We start from the raw sequence: 22,016 nt of genomic DNA, 5'->3' as shown, positions 1-22,016 counted from the left end.
ACAGAATCACCAGGGCCAGGAATGTTTGGGGGAAACATGTTACGAGAAAGAATTAAACGCTATATTGCAAAGCAATTTCGTCGTATTTTTGCTGAACGAGTAGCGGTAGATTTAGGAACAGTAAACACCTTAATTTATACAGAAAAACGTGGAATTGTATTAAATGAACCTTCTGCAATTGCTGTAAATAAATATACTGGTCAAATAATTACAGTTGGTCATGAAGCCTTAAATATGTTAGGACGTGAGCCAATAGATACTGTAGTTCATAGACCTATGAGAGATGGAACGATTGCTGATTTTGACCTAGCAGAAAAAATGCTACATGAATTTTTCCGACGTGCTAATGTTGGCAAAATTGGTAAAAGCGGCAAATTGCTACATATTGTTACTGCAACACCTAGTATGTCTACTAGCGTTGAGCGTAGAGCATTAAAGGCTGCTGCACGTGGTGCAGGTGGGCGATGGGTCTCAATGATTGAAGAGGGACTAGCGGCGGCTGTAGGTGCTAATGCAATTTTAGGTAATTCTAATGCTCATATGGTAGTTGATATTGGTGGTGGTACAAGTAATATAATTATTGCTTCTGCTTCTGGTATTATTAAATCTTCTTCTATTCCTGTAGCAGGTAATGAGCTAAATCAAGCAATTATTGAACTTCTAGCACGTAAACATCGCTTACAAATTGGAGAACAAGCCGCAGAATCTATAAAAATGAAACTTGCCACCGCCCTAGAACCTACAGAGCCAGAAGAATTAAAAGTTATTGGTAAAGCTGTCCCAGGTCATGCAGTTAAAGAAATCAGCATTGATAGCGAAGAACTTTTTCAAGCACTAGATAAATTCTTGCAAACTATTATTAGTGAAATTCGCACAATACTAGAGCAAGTACCTCCTAATGTAGCAGTAGATATTTATAGTTATGGAATTGTCTTAAGTGGTGGAGGGGCATTGTTACGCAATTTGGATAAGCGTTTAAGCAATGAATTTGAGCTACCTGTTCATGTAGCAGAACGTCCCCTGGAAGCGGTAGTAAAAGGCGCAGGAAAGCTAATGGCTTATGATAATTTACTAGAACGCTATAGAATACATGATGAAACTCTAGAATGGGAAACAGCTAATACTCCTAGTTATGGGATTGTAAATTAAAGTTTTTCTACAAGATTTTGTAACTTAAGCCACTGTTAGTTGTTCTCTAATGGTGGCTTAATTTATTATTATCAGCAATAACAACTATTGCTTAACATTTTTTGGTGTGATTAAATCTTAACACAGTGTAAAATAGATAAATTCTTTGGCAAATTCTCTTTATAATAAAACTATAAAACCTTACTTATCTTTTTTTACTAAAAATTAGTGTGTTTAAGACACAACGCAAACCTAAAAGCAGCAATAATAATTTTTTTGTGGAGGCAAAAAAATGAGGAAATGTCTTAACCTGTTGTTGATACTTATAGTTGCCACCTTTTTTGGACTTGTAACAAAACAAGCTCAAGCTGGCAGTCTAGTAAAAATCAGTGACAAAAATTTAGTTCTTAGTTCAGACGCAATTCTTACTGGTAAAGTGCTTTCTATAGAAAGCCGTTGGGATGCTAGTAAAACTAATATTTATACAGATATTACAATAGCCTTAAATCAAACTATTAAAGGCGATCTTGGATCAAACACAATTGTTATTGAACAAGTTGGCGGAAAAATAGGTGATAAACAAGTTTGGTTAACTGGCTCACCAGAATTTTCTGTTGGCGAAGAAGTCCTGCTTTTCTTAAAGGCTAATAGCGAGGGTGTTTTGCATACTGCTCATATGGGTATGGGCAAGTTTTCAATCTCCCAAACATCTGAAAATAAAACTGTTTTCCGCCCAAGTTTAGATAAATCCAAAGTTTATAATGCCCAAGAATATTTGCAAAATATAAAAGAATTAGTTGCTGCTAATCCTCAAAATACTACTAATAACTTAAAACTTGTTCCTACAGAATATATTCCTGGTCAAGGAGAACGCTTAGATAACTTTACTTTGACCAATACTCGCTTTTTCCAGCCTGACAACAAGGGCATGGTAACGTTTTCTCTTAATTCTACGGCTGCTCCTGTTTCTGGCGGGGCCGTAACTGAGCTTAATAATGCTATTACAGCTTGGAATAATTCTGGTTCTCAACTTCGCTTAGTTAATGGCGGAGCTACAAGTATTTGTGGAATCGCGGCTGATAATCAGTCGGTGGTTTCTTTTAGTCGCTGTGATAGGGATATGATGGATCCACCAATGGGTGGTGAGGGAATGATTTCTACGGTTATGCTAGTAGTTAACACTAGTAATTTTCGTATTATCAATAGCACAAGATTTAATCAAATCATGGAAGCAGATATTCTTTATAATAATGCGTTTAACAGTGTGCTAAGTGCTTCAAAAGATTTAGAAGAATTAATAACGCATGATTTAGGTATTGCTTTTGGATTGGACAATTCTTCAACAGATCCAAATGAGCCTAATGCCACTTTACGCGAAGCCATTATGTATTTTATTCCTCATTTAGATAAACGTGGCGCACGCCTTAACACAGATGATCAGTCAGGAGTTAACCGGCTTTATCCATTTGTTGATCCTGTTAGATTAGATGCGGCTACTTTACCAGTGCCTACTGTAAATGTAGCTTATCTTGCTCAGGTAACTGCTGCGGCTGGCACGCCTCCTTATACCTATGCTGTTACTAATGGACGGCTTCCATTTGGTTTAGATCTAAATATGTTTGGAGTAATTGCAGGTATTCCAACAAATGTAGAGTCTCAAACTTTTGATGTAACTGTAACGGATCAAGCTAATTTTAAGGCTACACAAACTTTCCAACTTGCTACTACTTCTTTAGCACCAAGAATTACAACTGTTTCACCTAGTAGAGTCTCTTATAATAGCAATTCTATGATAACTCTCACAGGGTTTAACTTCAGCACAGTAACACAGGTAAGATTAAGTAATGGTAGATTATTAGCCTTTCAAGCTACTAACAACAATACAATTGTTTTTGGTGTTGCTGGGCCAGGTATGACAGGAACTTTAAGCGATATAACATTAATTAGCCCTGGTGGTAATGTTACTTTGCCAAGTGCTATTTTCTTTGATGGGCCATCTTTAAAAAGTGCTAGAGCAGATGCTGTAAAAGTTCGTAATATGAAAGGCAAGTTTGTTAACCAAAAAGCTATAATTATTAAGGGTGATGGGCTTACACTAAACCAACAAATTAGAATTAATGGGACAGCCGCAAACTTAACACCTGCTCGTAGTATGGATGGCGATATAGTTTATTTTGGTGTTGTAAGAGATGCCATTGGTACAAAAGGAGATTTTACTGTAACAATTTTTGATGCTGATCTAAATAGCGAATCTAATGAAGTTGCAGGTCAACGCCGTAATCCACAATAAGTAAATTACTTATAAGTTTATAAATACAAAAGGCACTAAATTTAAATCTTAAATTTAGTGCCTTTTGTATTTATTTAGTTTAACTATCCCATTCAACTTCAATTTTATTAGGAAATATTTCTGTCCAACGAGTATAACAACGAACCCAAGCAAGCTTTTTATTTCCAGATTTATCGATAACTTCAACATAAAAAACACGTTGACCTAGTTTTGGAGAAGAAGAAAACGGCCCCATAGAGAAACTTTTAACTTGTTTGCTTACTATCTTATAACCGTTTTCTTTTGCCCATTTATCTATTAAAAAGTTAATCTTTGAAGAGTAGAAAAGCACGCCAAAAATCCCTATTACTGTAGCTAGAAAAACCATTAAAAGAAGCGTGTCTTGCGGCATATAGCTTTCCTCAAAATAAAATATAAAGCTAATTATAGATAGGTTTCCTATCTTTTTTCCAAAGTTAATTTATTTACTTCTTTTGTTTAGAAAATTGAATTACAGGATGGTTTGGATTTAATTCTAGAGCTTTACTAAACATTTCTTCTGCTTGACGAGCCATGTTTATTTTTTGATAAAAAAGTCCTAATTCAGCAAAATAATCTGGATTTTTAGGTGCCAGTTCAATAGCTTTGTAAAATTCTTGTTCTGCATCCATATAAAAATCTTTCATTTGTGCCAAACTACGAGCTAAATAAATATGATATTCGGCTTGTTGGGGATCAGCCGTTACAGCAGCTTGAAAAGCACGGCAAGCTTGTCCAATTAAACTAGAATTATAATAGTCTAAACCTTTTTGGAACCAACTTTTAGCTGATGCTGTAGCTGTGCTGCGTGGCCCATCGGCTGCCATAGGTGTAGGTGGTAGACTAGGTGTTCCTAATCGGCTAGGTGTTGGTTTAGCTTCTTCTTTTGGCGTTGTTCTAAAAGAACTACCTAAAGAATCTATCCTAGGAGCTACTTTTTCTGTTTTACTGGGCTGTTCTACTTTAGTTGGATTGATTGCAGGTTTTGTTTCTGCTTGTAAATTTTGTAAATTAAGTGGCGCGGCTGGACTAGATTTTGCAGGTGCATTAGTTGACTTATTTGTTATTGTCTGGTTTATAGAGGGGTTAGAAAGACTGTTTTGAGGAGTAGATGGTTTTACTGCGTCAATTTTAGGGAAAGGAAGTGGTGTACGAATACTTGAATTAGTGCTTGAATTTGGTATTGAAGGTCTTTCTGCTTCTGTGCGAGCTTTTTCTAGTTTGCTAGAGTTAGTTGATTTAATTATAGTTTTACGTAAGGATAAATCATATTCTTCACGCAATTTAGGGTTACTTAAAGTATGGCAAGCTTCTGTCAAACGTCCAAAAACTTTTTCTAATTCATTCTTTATACTAAGGTTATATTTAGATAGTTTTATATGATGATCTGGGTGGAATTTCTGTGAAAGTCTTGCATAAGCAGTTTGGATTTGCAAAAGGCTAGCGTCTTTATCTACTTCTAAAACACTATAATAATTAGCATCTTCAAAATGTCTTAAAGTATTTTCTACTTCATAACAAAAGGCAGCAGCACTTTGAATATCAAATTCTGCTTGACTAGGGCTAGCAGGTTTTGTCTTTGTATCTAGTGGTTTAATAGAAAGCTCTTGCTTAGGTATTTCTTTAGGAGTTTCTTTTTCTAATGACCATTCTAATACACCAATAGAAATTAAACCATAAATAGTCTTAAGTATTTCTGTTTCAGGTAGTCCTCCCATAGTTAGAATCTCTTCTATAGACATAGGTCGGTCAATACGTGAAACCACAAAGGCTTGTTTTGGGTCTAATTTAACAGATTTATAAAGCTTTTCTTGGTTATTAGTGATAGCTAATTTACGGGAAAGATCCCCTAACCAGGATTTTAATAAAATAGTATTTTCTAGCCTTTGTAAGCCTTGTAAAATTATTTCACTACTAGAAATAGATATTTTAATATCTTCTTTTGGTGGAATTGTCCTCCAAAATTGATATTGGCCGCTTGTCCAATTAAATAGTGAATAAACTATATTAGAAACTTGTTCAATTACTAATGATTTTAATTCTTCTGCTTGCAAGACTCCAATTCTTACTAATGCTGTACCAAAACGAATATTAGATAATTTCATTAACTCAGAAGCTTCTAAAAAATCTTTTTGAGTTATTCTTCTAATAGAAAGCAACCATTCTCCTAAACGCTCGGTTTTGATGCTACTACTAGCAAAAACGACTAAACCATTGTCAAGGTAGACAGTTTTATTAACATGCTCATGTGTATTTGTAAAAACTAACAAACCGCTTGCTTTTTCTTGATGGAATTTTTTAAGTAGAAAAATAATGGAATTTTGCTGTAAATCTCCTGACTCGTCTGATCTTTCGCTAAGTAGTTGATTAGATTGTTGTGCTTCTATGTCTGATAATTCTATTTCTATAGCTGAAGTTTCTTGGCTTTCTGAAACCGTTTTAACTTCAACAGGGAAAAGCGTTGAAGGAGTATTTAAGTTAGAAAACGATTCTTGGGGAAAAGGTAAAGTATCACTACTTTTAGAAAAATTAACATTACTTGAAACATTAGAAATATCTATAGAGCTTTCTTTTATAATATTTGGGTTTTTGTTGCTAATTAGTTTTTCTAGCCTGGCTTTAAGCTCTGAGGCACTACTTAAACGCTTTTTAGCGTCTCTAACCAATAAATCGCTTAGAATGGCTGTAAATTCTGGGCTAATATTAATCTTATTTTGCCACTCCATTTGTTGAGTACGGTTATTAAAAAATTGGCTAGGATGTACTCCAGTAAGTAAACGTAGGGCTGTTGCTCCAGCAGCATAGAGATCACTTTGTGGAACAGGATGACCAAAAATTTGCTCTGGGGGAGCATAGCCAGGTGAGCCAATTAATGTTTGTGAGCCTGTATTAGATCCGACTGCGGCTAAACATACAGCCCCAAAATCTATTAACTGAAGCCTTCCATTGCTATGACGCATTAGATTTTGGGGCTTTATATCTCGATGTACAATAGGAGGTGTGCGCGAGTGAAGATACTCTAAAATATCAGCAACCTCTAAAAGTACTGCTTGAACTTCTGCTTCGGAGAATATATGTTTATGTTTATCAACGTCTTCGGCTAAAGTATGGCCCGGTATAAAATCTTGTACTAAGTATGAATAATTATTGTCATTAAAGTAAGCATAAAGCTTAGGTATGCCAGGGTGTTGTAGGTTTAATAGGACTTGTGCTTCACGGCGAAAAAGTCTTTCGGCTGTAATACCTAAATCATCTTCATCATCAGCTTCATTTGAACGAGGAGAAAGTTCTTTTAAGATACGTAGCTCATTAAAACAGTCTTGATCTTCAATTAAATAAGTAGTGCCAAATCCACCTTTTCCAACAATTTTTTTTATTTCATAACGATGTCTAACTAATGTATTAATATAAAGTGATTGACAAGTAAGACAACGACCCGTTTCACTTGGCTTAGGTTCAGCACAACGTGGATTAGCACAGGTCGACATTTTACAAGCCTCCAACGAAAGTAACTACTAAGAATTATTAGATAAATATTTTAACTAAACACCCCATTATAATTGCAAATATTTTTCAAGGCCAACTAAATATTGCTCGTTTATGGGAAAGTAGTTAGTTTTTCCTTAAGATTGTTTGGCACGTAGGGCAACAAAATGGCTAGGACAAATCATTAATGCTTTATCAAACATTTTTTCTGATTCTTTTAGTAAATTAATTTTTTGATAAAAAAGTCCTAGTTGCACATAATAATCTGCATTATTTGGATTAAGTTCTATTGCTTTAGTAAATTCTTTTTCTGCTTCATCTGCACAACCTGAAAGCATTGCTAAACAACGGGCTAAATAGCTATGAAATTCTGAATTATTTGGTTCAACCATAGTTGCAGCCCAAAAAAGCACGTGATGCATGCTCATATTGACCATCATTATAATAGCTTAAACCTTTCTTTAGCCAGGTTTGTCCTGCTGAATCATCTTTAGTATTAACTATTAAAGCAGATGCCGGCGTAGCTTCTAAAGTTGGAAGTTCTGCAATTGATTGCACTGTAGGTTTTGGAGCATCCTCAACAAGCTTATTTATTTCTTTAGTGGGTGGAGAGGGCTTTTGTAAAGTCTTATTATTTGCAAGAGACTTATTTAAGTCTTCTGAGCTAGCAACACTTTTCCTAAGTAAAGAATTATTATATTTTGTTCGACTTCGCCGATTACTTAATGTTAAATATGCTTCGCTAATATATTGAAATAGCTTTTCTAACTCTTTATTTAAGTTTAAGTTATAGTTAACTAGTTGAATATTGCGGTCAGGATGAAATTTCTTAGCAAGCAAAATATAGCGTTCTCTAATTTCTTCTTCATTTGCATCAGGAGACAACGATAGCATTTCATAGTAGTTACTTGTATTTATTAATTTAAGTAGATTTTCTACTTCATAACAAAACTGTGTCGCGCTATGTATATCAAATGTGTTTGGAAATACAGCCGGGCCAATTAAAACATTAGCTATAGTAATATCTCTATAAGAAGGTTTATTTTCATCTGCCCACTGTAAAATCCCTATAGCTAGCAGACCACAAAGGGTTTTTAAGGTTTCTGTTTCTAGTAATCCTCCTATAGATAGAATTTCCTCTATAGACATAACACTATCAAGGCGTGAAACAATAAAAGCTTCTTTAGGTTGGAGCTTTACTACTCTATAAAGCATCCAAGGGTCATCAGTTGAAATAACTTTACGAGTAAAATCACCTAACCAAGTTTTTATCATATCCGTATTTTCCATACGGCGTAGCCCTTCAAAAATAATATCTGCTGTAGAAACAGGAATTTTTATTGCTTCTGCTTGAGGTTGTGTTGCTTTAATTCCATACTGACCAGAATTCCACTCAAAAAGTGAATAAATAATATTAGCTATTTGAGTAACAATAAATGGGCGAAGTTCTGCTGGAGTAATACAATCTATTTCCATTAAAGCAGACCCAAAACGAAGCTTTTTGATTCTCATCAAATTTGCAGCTTGCTCATATTCAGAAATGCTAATTCTACCAATACGAATTAACATTTCGCCTAAACGCTCACTTGATAAAGAACTATTAGCAAAAATTATTGAGCCATCTTCAAAATAAATGGTTTTTGAAATTAACCCTTTGCTACAAATTAATTCACCTGTAAAACGCTCTGTATAAAAGCGTTGTAACAGATGTAGTATAGACATTGGTTCTAAATTTCCTACCTCGTCTGCTAATCGGGCGGTATTAAATTGCTGTGGATCTTTTAGTAGCGGGTTACTTTCCATTGTAACTTGAAAATCCTGAGTATCTCGTTCTTGATGTAATGCTGTAAGCAGTTCATAAGGTTCAAGATTTATAGCTTTTACTTCCTTATTAGGTTTTTCATCGCTAATTTCTAAAAGTTGGTGTTTTAATTCTGTTGCAGATGGAGTTCTTTGCAAAAAGTCTTGAGCAACCAATTGTTTTAATAAAACTGAGAATCTAGGGCTAATTTGTGTGCTATTTTCCCATTCAAATTTACGCATCTTGCTATTAAATAATTGACTAGGATGTAGTCCTGTTAAGAGCCGTAAAATAGTAGCACCAGCAGCATAAAGATCACTTTGTGGTACAGGATGGCCTGCAATTTGTTCTGGTGGAGAGTAGCCTGGAGAGCCTATCAAAGTCCTTTTACTAGGAGTTGCTGCCTGACAAACTGCACCAAAGTCTATTAAAAGTAACTTCCCTCTAGCATGTCTCATTAAATTTTGAGGTTTAATATCTCGGTGAATAATAGAGGGTGTTTGATTATGCAGATATTCTAAAATATCAGCTAATTCCATAAGTAATGTACGGGCTTCTTGTTCGTCAAAGGTTCGCTTATTGTTTTCTACCTCTTCTGCTAAAGTAAAACCCGGAATAAAATCTTGTACTAGGTAAGAGTAGTTTTTCTCATGAAAATAAGCGTGTAATTTTGGAATGCCTGGATGTTGTAAATTAAGTAATACCTGAGCTTCTCGCTTAAATAACCGTTCTGCTGTGTCTAAGTCGTTGTCAAATTCTGAGTCAAATAAATCTTTAGATGGTAGGTTTAATTCTTTTAAGACACAAGACTCATTAAAACGATCTCTATCTTTGGTTAAATACGTTGTGCCAAAACCGCCTCGGCCAATGGTCTGTTTAATCTCATAACGTTGCTTGACCAACGTATTAGTTACTAGGCTATTGCAAGTTAGACAACGCCCTAGATCACTAGGTTTAGGACGAAAACAACGGGCATTAGAGCAGACAGCCATAAGTGTTTTCCTAAAGATTTTTAAGGTTAATTCCTAATCTGTGCTAGCACTAGCCACCAGATCTAAAGAAGGAGAAGAATTTTGCTGTTCCAGGGTTTCTAGTAACTTTTCTGACTTTTCACCTGCTAAAGTAAGACGCTTCATTTCTAAAATTAAATTAGCTAAATTATTTGCCCGCTCTCTATAAAGGGGGTTTTGAGCAACCAAATCTTTTAATACTTGTAATTCTCTTTCTGCTTTTGGTGTTCCACTACCTAGATTTGCTGCTACAGCATATTCATTAGGTATAGTTTCATTGCGAAAGATGATTTCTAAAACATTTGTTGTTTCTTTAACTTGAGACTTGATTTCTTCTAATTTCATTAAAGAACTCTTAAAAGCTAGTCGCCCTGTTAAGGTTAATTCAATGATGGGCTGTTTTTCTTTTTCTAGTTCAATAGATTTGCTAGGACATTTTTTAATTAAAAATTCTGTTAGAGCTTTTGCTGCTTCATCAGGACTTGGAAATTCTGATAAATCAAAGTCAGAAAAATCAAAAGGTCTTTTTTGATAATCCTGTACCAGTCGCGCTTGTATTTTCCCATCCTTTAATTCTACTAGGTAAGCTCCCCGAGTTTCTTTATATTCATCAATTGTTGCTGCTTCAAGTGAACCAGGATTAAATGCCCAATTATCTATAGTAAAACTCTTATGAATATGTCCTAAAGCTAAATAGTCTATACCATTTTTTAATTGTAGCAACTTATTTGTTGATAAAGCTGGAATTGGACGGTTTAATTGTCCTTCTACTTCAGTATGGAGCATCATAACGTTATATGCTCCTTCACGTAAATTTGGCCGGATCGCTTCGTGTAACTGAGGTAAAACGTTACCTGTTGTTACACCATACCAACGTGAACCAAAAATTCTAACGTCTTTACAATCAATAAATCCGCCTTCATGTTTTTCTTCATTCCAAGGCTTATAAACAATTTGACCATTATCTTGATCTGGTTCAACTAAATGGAAAAAACGCCATTTTGATAAACTACGCAACCAACTAAATTTTGAACCTGTTTCGCGTTGGTCATGATTTCCTTCTATAGCAAAAACAGGTATTGCTGCTAACTTTAATTGCTCAAGCATTGCTATTGCATGGTTTGCTGCTTGTGGATCTATTTGGCGGCGGTCAAATAAATCCCCTCCTATTAAAACAAAATCTACATTTTCTTCTATTGCATATTTTTGCAGACAAGTTTGCCAGGCTTTGAAAAAATCTACAGTGCGATCTTCTAGACCATAACGCTTAATTCCTAAATGTATATCAGAAATATGTAAGAATTTTGTCATAAGTTTTTACGAAAAATGAATAGCTATTTCTGTACCTCGATTTGCTCCTAATAAATGAGCCGCAGAGCCTTTTGGAACAGCAATTTCTAGTAGTCCATTACTACCAAATAAAGCGCAAGCCTCACCATCAGGGCATTCTGCATAGTAGGTACAGAAAAGATGGATTTGATGATTATTAATAACTAAAACTTTTGTTGCTCCATTCTTTCATAAGTAAGTTCTTCCTCGGAAATATTAGTAATACAATTACCGAAGTTATCAACATGCAAGACATGTCCTTTAATTAAATTTGGGCCAAATTCTTTTGGTGTAGGAATATTAAATCTTACATAATCTGTAATTTCTTCACCTATTCTGGTAGGGTCAACGCCTTTAGTCATCCACCCAACGACAGGAGCAAAAATATCTCGTGCATGAAATGTTGCACTAAGTGGAATACGATAATAATGTTCAGCATTAATATGTATTACTCTATTAACCTGTTCTGTTTGATAAATATAGCTAAAAATGCCGTTGTCCGGGCCAACAAAATTATAATTGTCTGTCATTACAATAATTGGACGGCGTGAACTACCTACACCAGGATCCACAACAGCCATATGAATAGAAAATCTAGGAAATACACTATAAGCATTACGTAGCATAAATGCCCCAGCAAAGATATCTTGTGGGGGTATAGAGTGGGTAACATCAATGATTTCTATATGTGGATTAACAGAAAGCATTGCTCCTTTTACAGAGGAAACAAAATGATCCGAGGTGCCAAAATCAGTAAGTAATGTAACAATTTGTTTTTTATCAGCCATAGCAATCCCATTTCTAGCACTCATTAGAAATAGTGTTAAATATTATAAAAAAACACTTTAATAAGTGGAAAAATTTAAATGAGTGCTTAGGCAAAATTAACTTGATTTTTGTCTTGAGTGGCTATCATAGCATAATGTTTATCTAATGAAAAAGTAGCTAAAGGGATTAACTCATACAATAATAATTGCTCAATTAATTTTCCTTAAATTTCTGCAAGCTAGTTTCACAAATGATAGCTTTTTTGGCTATAATCGTTTGTTTTAGATAAACATCATTTTTTTTCAATTTAAAACTATTAAGGGGAATTTGTGGTTGCTGCGGCATTTTATGATTTAGAAGGAACTTTGATTAGTACAAACTTAGTACATGCTTTGTACTTTGTTTCTAAAAACCAACAAGGCGTTTGGCAAAGTATTACTAAAACAGCTACAACATTGCTAAATGTGCCAGCCTTTTTTATTGCTGATCAATATAATCGTAGAGTTTTTAATGATATGCTTTTTAAGCATTATAAAGGCGAGTCTGAAGATAGGCTTCGTTATTTAGCCGATGAACTTTTTGAAGATGTGCTAAAACCTAATATTTTTCCTGGAGCGCATGAATTAATTGCTAAGTCTCGAAGTCTTGGACTCAGGCAAGTAGTAATTACAGGTGCTTTAGATATAATGGTTAAGCAATTAATGGATTATTTTGGGGTGGATGATTTTGTTGCTAATCGCTTAGAATTTGTTAATGGTCGTGCTACAGGTCGATTACTCCCACCGATTTTAGCTAGTGCTACAAAAGCTTCTTGGATTAGAACTTATGCAGAGCGCGAAGCGATAAACCTAAATGATAGTTATGCTTATACAGATAGTATGAGCGATTTGCCAATGCTTTCCGTAGTCGGTCATCCAGCCGTAGTAAATCCTGACCGACGATTACGGGTGACAGCTTTGCATCATGACTGGCCGATTTTAGACTTAAAATAAGGCTACCAAAATTTACTAAATTTTATCAAACGAGAAAAAATTTATGAGTCCTACATTACGTCGCAAGCTAGATGAATCTATAGTTTATATTGATAATGATTCTGCTCCTCGCATTGTTCCTTATGCTGAAGATTTTTTGCTAGAAGATCTTCCAGTAGGAACACGAGTAATTTATCCTAAGCCTCCAATTAAGGGACTACCTAACCGAGAAGCAGCCATTCGTTACGCACTAAATCATCCTCATGATTGTCCGCCGCTTTATGCTCAATTAAAACCAGGCATGAAAATTACCATAGCTGTAGATGACATAAGCTTGCCACTTCCGCCAATGGTGACACCAGACATTCGCCAAACTATTTTAGAAATACTTTTAGAAATGCTTGCAGCTAATCATATTGATGATATTCATATTATTATTGCTAATTCACTCCATCGGCGAATGACCGAAAGCGAAATGAAAAGAATGGTAGGGTCAAAGATTCATAAAGAATTTTATCCAGACCGCTACTATAACCATGATGCAGAATGGGCCGAGGGTATGATTAATCTTGGCAAAACTGATCATGGCGAAGTGCTAAATATTAATCGTCGGGCGGCTGAAAGCGACCTGTTAATTTACGTCAATATTAATCTTGTGCCGATGGATGGCGGGCATAAGTCGGTTGCTGTTGGATTATGTGATTATGAAAGCTTACGCGCTCACCATGAACCGCAAACCATCCGAGATAGCCATAGCTATATGGATCCACCAGCTTCAGCCCTAAATACTAAGTGTGTCCGTTTAGGTAAACTAGTTGATAAAAATGTCAATGTTTTTCATATTGAAACCGCACTTAACAATAAAATGTATGACGGACAAATGAGCTTTTTAGGGAAAAAGGAAGATGATTTTACTGCTACAGACCGCTTAAAATTTGAAAGCATTCGTTGGACACTAAAGAAACTTCCTTGGGCAGCTAAACGCAAGATTTTTCACTCTATAGCTTCACATTATGAGTTAATCGCCTGTCATGCTGGTAGAACTGAACCTGTACACGCAAGAATTTTAGAAAAATGCTTTGAACAATATGCTGTAGAAGTCAAAGGACAAGCAGATATTTTAATTTGTGGTATTCCGCATATTTCTCCCTACAATGTTAATGCTGTGCTAAACCCTCTTTTAGTGCAAGTAATGGCTTTAGGCTATTTCTTTAATATGTTTCGAGGTAAGCCGCTTATTAAAAAAGGTGGGACAATGATCATCACACATCCTTGTTATGATGATTTTGACCATGAATTCCACCCTAGCTATATTGAATTTTTCCATCGTTTATTGCCTGAAACTAGGGATGCAATGAAACTGCGTCATAAATATGAATTAGAGTTTGCACATAATCCTAGTTACATTGAAATGTACCGACGTGGACATGCTTATCACGGAGTACATCCTTTCTTTATGTGGTATTGGGGCGAAAATGGTCGTCAACACGTTGGCAGGGTAATAGTTGCAGGTGCGGAAAATGCACACGTTCCAGCAATTTTAGGCTGGGATCGTGCAGATTCACTTAGTGAGGCAATTGCAATGGCAAAAGGTGAACATGGGCGAGGTGCGGAAATTACTATGTTTCATCAACCTTCTATTATTATGGCTGATGTAGATGCTCAACCTGCAAAACAACAATTGCAAAAAACTCAAACAGAAATAATTACCATTGCTGGAGATTAATTTTTTTAGCTAGTAACTCTAAAAATTTTAATAGGAAAGTGTTATGTCAAAGAAACGTCAAAGTTTAGACGAATTAAAAAACCTAGAAAGGTCAAAAGATCTATTTGACGAAGGGATTTTTTACCCTTGTAGTGATGGTAAACCTATGGCAGACGACACATTACAATATCAATGGATGGTGACAATTAAAGAAGGACTAGAAACATTGTTGCCAAATGATTTTATTGCTGCAGATGTTTTTTGGTATCCAGTAAAAGGAAACCCTAAAATAGTTTATGCTCCTGATGTGATGGTAGCTTTAGGTCGTCCAAAGGGTTATCGCTCTTCTTATCGGCAATGGCAGGAAGGTAATATTGCTCCACAAATAGTTTTTGAAGTCCTTTCAAATAGCAATAGTGTCAAGGAAATGGCTAAAAAGCTAGACTTTTATAGCACTTACCAAGTACAAGAATATTACGTTTATGATCCACACAATAATAAACTTTCTATTTGGTGTAGAAATGAAAGCGGGCTAACACTAGTAAATTTTGTTGGAGGTTGGACTAGCCCATTATTAGGGATTCGGTTTCAACTGTCGGAAAAAGAATTAAAAATATTCCACCCTACAGGAGAAGTCTTTCACACTTTCCAAGAAGTAGTTGGAATATTGAATCAGGAACGTAAAGAAAAAGAGCTAGCTATAGCCAAAGTCGAGCAAGAACGAATAGAAAAAGAACAAGCTATAGCTAAAGTTGAGCAAGAACGAATAGAAAAAGAACGCTTAAAAGAAAAATTGCGGCAATTAGGTATTGATCCAGATTCAATTTAGATTTACAAAATCACAAAGCTTTATAAACAAAGGTTTTAATTATAGATATGCAACTTTCTCCCACAGAAATTTTTAATGGTAAAAAAATTTTCCTCTTAGGTGGCACAGGCTTTTTAGGTAAAGTTTGCTTGTGTATGCTACTTTCTCGCTTTCCTAATGTTAGCCGTATTTATATGATGGTTCGGGCTGGCTCTGATTCTGATAGCGCGGCAAGGTTTTGGGATATTATTAATTCCTCGCCTGTTTTTGACCTACTGCGAGAACGCTATGGAAATGCTTTTGAAGGCTTTTTGCGGGAAAAAGTTATTATTGTTGGTGGGGATATTAGCGAAAATAATATGGGTTATTCAGAAGATTTTGCCCAAATGCTAGCTAATGATGTTGACGTAATTATTAATAGTTCAGGTAATGTTACTTTTAATCCTGCCCTAGATGCAGCACTAAGAACAAATGTCGTTGGAGCGCAAAATGTAGTAGCTTTTGCTAAACGAATGAAAAGACCTGCCTTAGTGCATGTGTCAACTTGTTTTGTTGCTGGAAATCGTTCTGGCTCGGTTTGGGAAAGTGACCCGGTAATTGGCTATTTCCCACGTCGCCAAGAATTAACAGCCGATTTTTCTGTTGAAAAAGAATTGCGCGACTGTGAAGCCATCAAACGCCGTGTTCAAGACGAGTCTAATGATGTAGTAATTAACGCTAAGTTTAAAGAAGAAGCCCGACTTCGGCTAATTGAAGAAAAGCGAGATCCTGACGACGAACGCACTTTGCAAACAGCAATTGCACGTGAACGCAAGGTTTGGATCCGTGAACGATTGACAGATTTAGGCGTTGAAAGGGCTAAATGGTGGGGCTGGCCCAATATTTATACTTATACTAAAAGCTTAGGTGAACAAGTTGTTGCTGTAGAAAATGATATTGCTTGGGCGATTGTGCGACCATCAATTGTTGAAAGCTCAGAATCCTTTCCTTTTCCAGGTTGGAATGAAGGTTTTACAACAACTGCACCCCTAATTTTTCTTGCTCTTAAAGGGCAAACCAAGTTTCCAGCAGAAAATAAACTAATACTAGATATTATTCCTGTAGATTATATTGCTGAAGGTGTGCTAGCCACTGCTGCACAGGTTTGTGTAGAAAAATCACATGAAGTTTTTCAACTTGCTAGCGGTGATAGCAATGCTAATAGGATGGAGCGAATTGTTACGCTGCTAGGGCTTTATAAACGCAAATATTTCCAAGAAAAAGAAACTGGCAATAAATGGTTTAATGAACTGATTGCTAGATTAGAAGCCCGTACAGTTACCACAAGTCATTTTGAAAATACCTCGCTTCCAATGTATAACAAAGCGGCTAAAAAAGTCTCTAGCTGGCTAGATAAAGTTAGGCCAAGTTGGGGCGGCGGCAAAGTTACAGAATTTATTGACCAAGTAAAAGAAAGCGTCGATAAAATAGAGAAATTTACTAGCGAAACCAAAGAAGCTTTTGACCTTTTCCGACCCTTTACCAATGAAAATCAATATGTTTTTCGTGCTGATAACATCAGAAAATTAACAGCGCGTATTTTCCCTGATGAAAAACATCTGCTTTCCTGGCAACCTGAAAAAATAGATTGGTATAAATACTGGTTGGAAATTCATATCCCAGGGCTAGAAAAATGGGTATTTCCTACTTTTGAGGAAGATTTAGAGGAAAAACCTAAACGAGTTTACACCTACCGCGATTTAATAGAGCTTTTTGAGACTACAACTAAGCGTAATGCTCGCCGTGTTGCAATGCGAATTGAGCGCGACGGCGTAGAAGAACGCTACACTTATGCAGATTTACGAGAGATTGCAATCAGAGGAGCAGCATTTTTAGTTAGTAAAGGTGTTAATTCTGGCGAAAGAATAATGTTGCTGGCGGAAAACTGTCCTGAATGGGGAATGAGCTATTTTTCTATTCTAAAAGCTGGCGCAGTTTGTATTCCAGTAGACTCTAAATCAACCATAGAGGAAGTTGTTAATATCTCTCGCTCTGGAACTCCTACAGCAATTATCACTAGTGAAAATCTATTAATCGATAAGTTTTTAGATTTACAGGAAAAATTAGAGCATGCAGGTCTAAACACCAAGATTTGGACGTTCAACGAAGTCTTTAGAATTGAAGATGAAGAGGTAGAAGAGAAAAATATTGCTAAATTGCCAACAAAAATTTCTACAAATGCAATGGCATCGCTTATTTTTACCTCTGGCACAACAGGCGTGCCAAAAGGCGTAATGCTCTCACACCGTAATTTTACTAGTTTAGTGTCAAAACTTTCTAGCGTTTTTGACCTAAATGAGCATGACGGCTTGTTAAGTGTTTTACCTTTGCATCATACCTTTGAATTTTCAGCCGGATTTCTTACCCCACTTAGCACAGGATCACAAATTACTTACCTAACAGAGCTAACAGGGGACGCACTTTCAGACGCACTAAAAGAGCAGCATGTTACTGCAATTGTTGGAGTTCCAGCACTTTGGGAGTTGCTACATCGTCGCATTATGAATAAGTTTTCAGACCGTTCTATTTGGCTAGAGCGAATAGTTAAAACCATGATGGATTTTAACAGCAAACTCAGAGATAAGACCCCAATAAACTTAGGCCCAGTAATGTTTTATCCTGTTCATAAAGGCTTGGGCGGCAATATTCGTTATCTAATTAGCGGCGGCTCTGCACTATCTGAAAATGTGCTAAAAGGCTTTCATGGACTAGGTTTTACTATGCTTGAAGGCTATGGACTCACTGAAGCCTCGCCAGTTTTAACCGTGACACGTCGTAGCAATAAAATGTTAGCTGGTAGCGTTGGAAAAGCTTTGCCTGGAATTGATATAAATATTATTAATGTTGATGATCGGGGGGTTGGTGAAGTTGTGGCTAGGGGGCCAAATGTAATGCTTGGCTATTATCAAAATGAGGCGGCAACAAAAGCTGTACTAATTGATAAATGGCTTCATACAGGCGACTTAGGGCGGATTGATGAAGATGGAAATCTCTATTTAATGGGACGTTCTAAAGATGTAATTGTTGATAATAATGGCAAAAATATTTATCCAGATGAAATAGAAGAACTTTATGGAGATTTTGAGTTTATCAAAGAATTAAGCGTTGTTGGCCTACCAGATGGATCAGCCGAGAGAGTTGCTTGTTTAGCAGTTCCTGATTATGAACGAGATGCCGACTTAACACGCGATCACGTCCGAGCCAAGATTGAGGAACATTTCCGCCAAATTTCTGTTGCTCAACCGTTTCATAAAAGAGTTAAAGTACTGCAATTTACAGACATAGAACTACCTCGCACCGCTACACGCAAAGTTAAACGACGTGAAGTAATAGACATGCTAATCCGGCTGCAAAAAATGGTTAAAGTCGCCTCAGCAGCACGCGAAACGGGCGCAGAGGATGAATTAGGCTGGCTCTTTGATGTTGTCGCCTCTGTATCAGGCAAGCCGCGAGCAGCGATTGATATTCATAGTAAACTTGCTGAAATAGGTTTTGATAGCTTGATGTATACGGAATTAGGCGTTGCAATTGAGGCTGCTGGAGGTTCTTTCCCATCGGCAGACGCTTTAACCGGAGTTACAGATATGCGCGAACTAGCGCACCTAGTTAAACGCACTCAACTTGCACGACGCGAACAAAGCGAATCCAAAAAAGATAAGGCTGATGACCAAGACGACGAAATTTATATCCCACCTGTTGTAGCAGAATGGGGTAGCAAGCTAATTGACCTAGGCCAAAACTTAATTTATGAAAAGCTTTTTGATACAGAAATTAGGGGTGAAGTAAATATCCCTACACATACTAACTTTATTGTCACCCCAAACCATGCTTCACATTTGGATATGGGACTAACAAAAATAGCTCTAGGCGAAGCAGGAAAAGAGCTTGTTTCCCTAGCAGCAGCAGATTATTTCTTTGATAACAAATATAAACGCGCTTATTTTGAGAATTTTACAAATGTTGTCCCGTTAGATCGTAGCGGATCGCTTCGCAAATCCTTGCGGTGGGCTGGCAATTACCTATCACAAGGCTATAATATGCTGATTTTCCCAGAAGGCACTCGCTCAGTGTCTGGCGAAATCCAAGATTTTAAGCCTACTCTAGGTTATTTAGCTCTACATCATAAAGTAGGAATATTACCTATTTACTTAGGTGGGACTTTTGAAGCCCTGCCAAAAGGAACTGTAATTCCTAAAAAACGTGATTTAGAAGTAGCAATTGGCCCGTTTATTTCTTATGAAATTGTAGAAAAACTTGCTCAAGGAATGCCTAAATCAGACTCTTACCGTCTAATTGCTTATGTCATAAAACGTATTGTTGAAGATATGCGTGATGGAGGCGATGGACGATTAAATATAGAAAAATTAAAGCAAGAATGGAAGCTAGAGTCTGATAAAGTCGAATTTGCAGAGCATATTATGTAGAAATTAGAGTTATTTGAGAGCTTTATAACAACATAATTTTTGGATTAAATAAAGTAATGGGAAGATATCCTAATTTTTTAATTATTGGTGCGGCTAAAAGTGGGACTACATCGCTTTATCAATACTTAAAACAACATCCAGAAATATATATGAGTTCATCTAAAGAACCTCATTTTTTTGTTGCTCAATGTATTCCAAGAGACAAAATTCCACTAAGAGAAGTTGTTACAGATTTGGCGGAATACAAAAAGCTTTTTGATGGAGTGACTAAAGAAAAAGTTTTTGGTGAAGCGACTTCAACTTATTTAACTTATCCTCAAGTTGCAGAAAAAATTTATCAGCATATTCCTAATATCAAGTTAATAGCTATTTTACGTAATCCTGCTGAAAGGGCTTATTCAGCTTTTACTTATGCTTTACAACTTGGAACAGAAACTTGTCAGAATTTTGAGGAAGCTTTAGCAAAAGATCAGGAAAGAAAAAAGCAAAATCAAGCGTGTAAAGAGTATAGAGAAAGAGGTTATTATTTTGCTCATTTGCAAAATTACTACAAGTTATTTCCTAGAGAGCAAATTAAAGTTTGCTTGTACGATGACTTAAGACAAAATCCTAGAGAGTTATTAAAAAGTATTTTCCAATTTTTAGAAGTAGACGGTTCTTTTACTGTTAATTTTGAGCAAATATATAACCCTACACGCAAAGTTCGCAGCAATTTGTTATATAGATTTTTAACTCAACCAAATCCGCTACATAGGTTTTTACTTAAAGTTATACCCTTAAAAGTGCGGAAGATGTTTAGAGTTTATGAGCGTACTTTAGGAGAAAAATTTCCTCCCATCCCAGAAAATATAAAAATGCAGTTATTAAAAGAATACCGCGAAGATATTTTGAAACTACAAGATTTAATTGGACGAGATCTTTCAATGTGGCTTGTACCTCATTTATAAGCGGATTTTACGCGCGATTGAAAGATACGAAACTTGCCGCTTTTTTCTAAAGTTAGCTCATCAACAAAATTAATGTCTATTTGAAGTTTTGCTTTTAATGCAAGGCAAATTTTTTCTTTTAAGCTTTCTAACTCTAAGTTGCTAGGAGTCTTGCTTATTATGACATTTAATATTAAATAATCCGTTTTTTCCTGGATTAGCCGATAACCCTTGATCCAAGAAGCACTTCGGATAATAGGCAGTAAAATTAGTGGATGTGTTTCTTGTCCATCAGGCAAAACTAAATAATCGTTCATTCTACCAATCACTTGTTTAATTGTTGGAAAGGGCTGTCCACAACTACATTGAGGATCGCCTTTAGTAACAAGGTCTGCTAAACGATAGCGAATAAACGGCATAGAAAAAGAATTTAATCCAGTAACAACAATTTCCCCGCTTTCGCCGCTTTTTATTTCCTGACCGTTTTTAAGAATTTCAACTATTACATTATCTTGGCAAAGATGCAGATCCCTAGAAACCGGACATTCCCAAGCAATTAAATTAAATTCATTGCTTCCATAAGTGTTAAAAACAGGTGCTTGAAAAGCCTGGCTAATAGTGGCCTTCATTTCTTGGGTTAGGACTTCTCCCCCAATAGCAATAAATTTAGGTGATGCAATCGTCTTGCCTTCATCCAACATCATTTGAGCAACTCTTTGCATCACGACAGGAAAACAAACTATTACATCTGCTTTAGATTTAGCTAGTAAATCAATAATTTTACTTATAGGTTGTAAGCAGTCAATTACGCTTGTTTGGTAGTAGCCTATTTTTTTTATAGCTTGTTGTAGAGATTGGTTTTCTCCCGGCGTATTATAAGCAAATCTTACATAGCAAATCTTATCACGCGCCTTTAGCCCATAAGAATGTAAAGCACGCCAGCGAAATTGATTTAGCAATCTTTCTTCTACCCAAGAGCGATAGACGGTTAGCGGTATTCCAGATGATCCGCCCGTAGTAATACTAAGTAAATTCTTAGATTGCAAACTATTAGCAATAATTTCTTCTGCTTTACAAGCTTGTATTGTTGGTCTATCGGTTATTGGAATTAAAGGCAAATCAGAAAGAGTTTTAATTTTTTGAGGCGTGATGTTGTGTTGTTGGAAAAGTTTTTGATAATAAGGCACATTTTCGTAAGCGTGACGGACTATTTTTTGTAATTGCTTTTCTTGGTAAATAGCCAATTCTGAAGGAGATTTAGATTTTAATAAAGAATAGAGTGATGTTAATCGGCTAAATGCTTTGTTTAACAT

General features: G+C 36.0%; 15 protein-coding genes. 7 read left to right on the top strand and 8 right to left on the bottom strand.

The genetic code is table 11. The features are described 5' to 3' along the window. The first annotated feature begins 36 nt into the window (after positions 1-36). Both IPK14_03950 and IPK14_03945 read left to right on the top strand, forming a co-directional pair. Positions 37-1,149 (top strand): rod shape-determining protein, encoded by a 1,113-nt coding sequence (locus tag IPK14_03950; protein MBK7992578.1) that lies wholly within the window; start codon positions 37-39, stop codon positions 1,147-1,149. Positions 1,150-1,420: 271 nt separating this feature from the next. Then, on the top strand, positions 1,421-3,418 hold the full coding sequence (locus IPK14_03945; GenBank protein ID MBK7992577.1) for a hypothetical protein: 1,998 nt from the start codon (positions 1,421-1,423) through the stop codon (positions 3,416-3,418). Between the two features lie 79 nt (positions 3,419-3,497). Here IPK14_03945 and IPK14_03940 read toward each other — a convergent pair whose 3' ends face one another. The 7 genes from IPK14_03940 to IPK14_03910 form a co-directional block, all read right to left on the bottom strand. Further along, positions 3,498-3,809: a hypothetical protein gene (locus IPK14_03940; GenBank protein ID MBK7992576.1), complete on the bottom strand. Its 312-nt coding sequence runs from the start codon at positions 3,807-3,809 to the stop codon at positions 3,498-3,500. A 73-nt stretch (positions 3,810-3,882) separates the two neighbouring features. After that, positions 3,883-6,924, bottom strand: coding sequence for a protein kinase (locus IPK14_03935; GenBank protein ID MBK7992575.1), 3,042 nt, complete (start codon positions 6,922-6,924; stop codon positions 3,883-3,885). A 135-nt stretch (positions 6,925-7,059) separates the two neighbouring features. Further along, entirely contained in the window at positions 7,060-7,314 is a 255-nt protein-coding gene (locus IPK14_03930; protein MBK7992574.1) for a tetratricopeptide repeat protein, read from the bottom strand. Continuing rightward, positions 7,307-9,715, bottom strand: a complete 2,409-nt coding sequence (locus IPK14_03925) for a DnaJ domain-containing protein (GenBank protein ID MBK7992573.1) — start codon at positions 9,713-9,715, stop codon at positions 7,307-7,309. Before IPK14_03925 ends, IPK14_03930 begins: the two co-directional genes overlap by 8 nt. 33 nt (positions 9,716-9,748) lie before the next feature. Next, positions 9,749-11,044 carry an exonuclease SbcCD subunit D gene (locus IPK14_03920; GenBank protein ID MBK7992572.1) on the bottom strand — a complete coding sequence of 432 codons (1,296 nt, stop codon included), beginning with the start codon at positions 11,042-11,044 and terminating at the stop codon, positions 9,749-9,751. 6 nt (positions 11,045-11,050) lie between these two features. Next, positions 11,051-11,224, bottom strand: coding sequence for an SAM-dependent chlorinase/fluorinase (locus IPK14_03915; protein MBK7992571.1), 174 nt, complete (start codon positions 11,222-11,224; stop codon positions 11,051-11,053). 2 nt (positions 11,225-11,226) lie between these two features. Further along, a complete protein-coding gene (locus IPK14_03910) occupies positions 11,227-11,874 on the bottom strand; it encodes an SAM-dependent chlorinase/fluorinase (GenBank protein MBK7992570.1) in 648 nt (215 codons plus the stop codon). A 285-nt stretch (positions 11,875-12,159) separates the two neighbouring features. Here IPK14_03910 and IPK14_03905 point away from each other — a divergent pair, with 285 nt between their 5' ends. The 5 genes from IPK14_03905 to IPK14_03885 are packed head-to-tail and all read left to right on the top strand — an operon-like array spanning position 12,160 to position 20,724. Beyond that, entirely contained in the window at positions 12,160-12,822 is a 663-nt protein-coding gene (locus IPK14_03905; protein MBK7992569.1) for an HAD family phosphatase, read from the top strand. A 43-nt stretch (positions 12,823-12,865) separates the two neighbouring features. Then, a complete protein-coding gene (locus IPK14_03900) occupies positions 12,866-14,527 on the top strand; it encodes a DUF2088 domain-containing protein (GenBank protein ID MBK7992568.1) in 1,662 nt (553 codons plus the stop codon). A gap of 43 nt (positions 14,528-14,570) precedes the next feature. After that, positions 14,571-15,335 carry a Uma2 family endonuclease gene (locus tag IPK14_03895; protein ID MBK7992567.1) on the top strand — a complete coding sequence of 255 codons (765 nt, stop codon included), beginning with the start codon at positions 14,571-14,573 and terminating at the stop codon, positions 15,333-15,335. A 47-nt stretch (positions 15,336-15,382) separates the two neighbouring features. After that, positions 15,383-19,777, top strand: a complete 4,395-nt coding sequence (locus IPK14_03890) for an AMP-binding protein (protein ID MBK7992566.1) — start codon at positions 15,383-15,385, stop codon at positions 19,775-19,777. A 56-nt stretch (positions 19,778-19,833) separates the two neighbouring features. Continuing rightward, on the top strand, positions 19,834-20,724 hold the full coding sequence (locus IPK14_03885; protein ID MBK7992565.1) for a sulfotransferase domain-containing protein: 891 nt from the start codon (positions 19,834-19,836) through the stop codon (positions 20,722-20,724). Here IPK14_03885 and IPK14_03880 read toward each other — a convergent pair. Beyond that, the gene (locus IPK14_03880; GenBank protein MBK7992564.1) at positions 20,715-22,016 is read right to left on the bottom strand and encodes a phenylacetate--CoA ligase family protein; all 1,302 of its coding nucleotides are present in this window, start codon (positions 22,014-22,016) and stop codon (positions 20,715-20,717) included. The two genes, IPK14_03885 and IPK14_03880, sit on opposite strands and share 10 nt — an antisense overlap.

The sequence above is a fragment of the Blastocatellia bacterium genome, from assembly GCA_016713405.1.
Lineage (GTDB): Bacteria > Acidobacteriota > Blastocatellia > Chloracidobacteriales > JADJPF01 > JADJPF01.
Note: the sequence above shows the minus strand (reverse complement) of the source record. Positions and strands in the feature narration are given on the sequence as shown.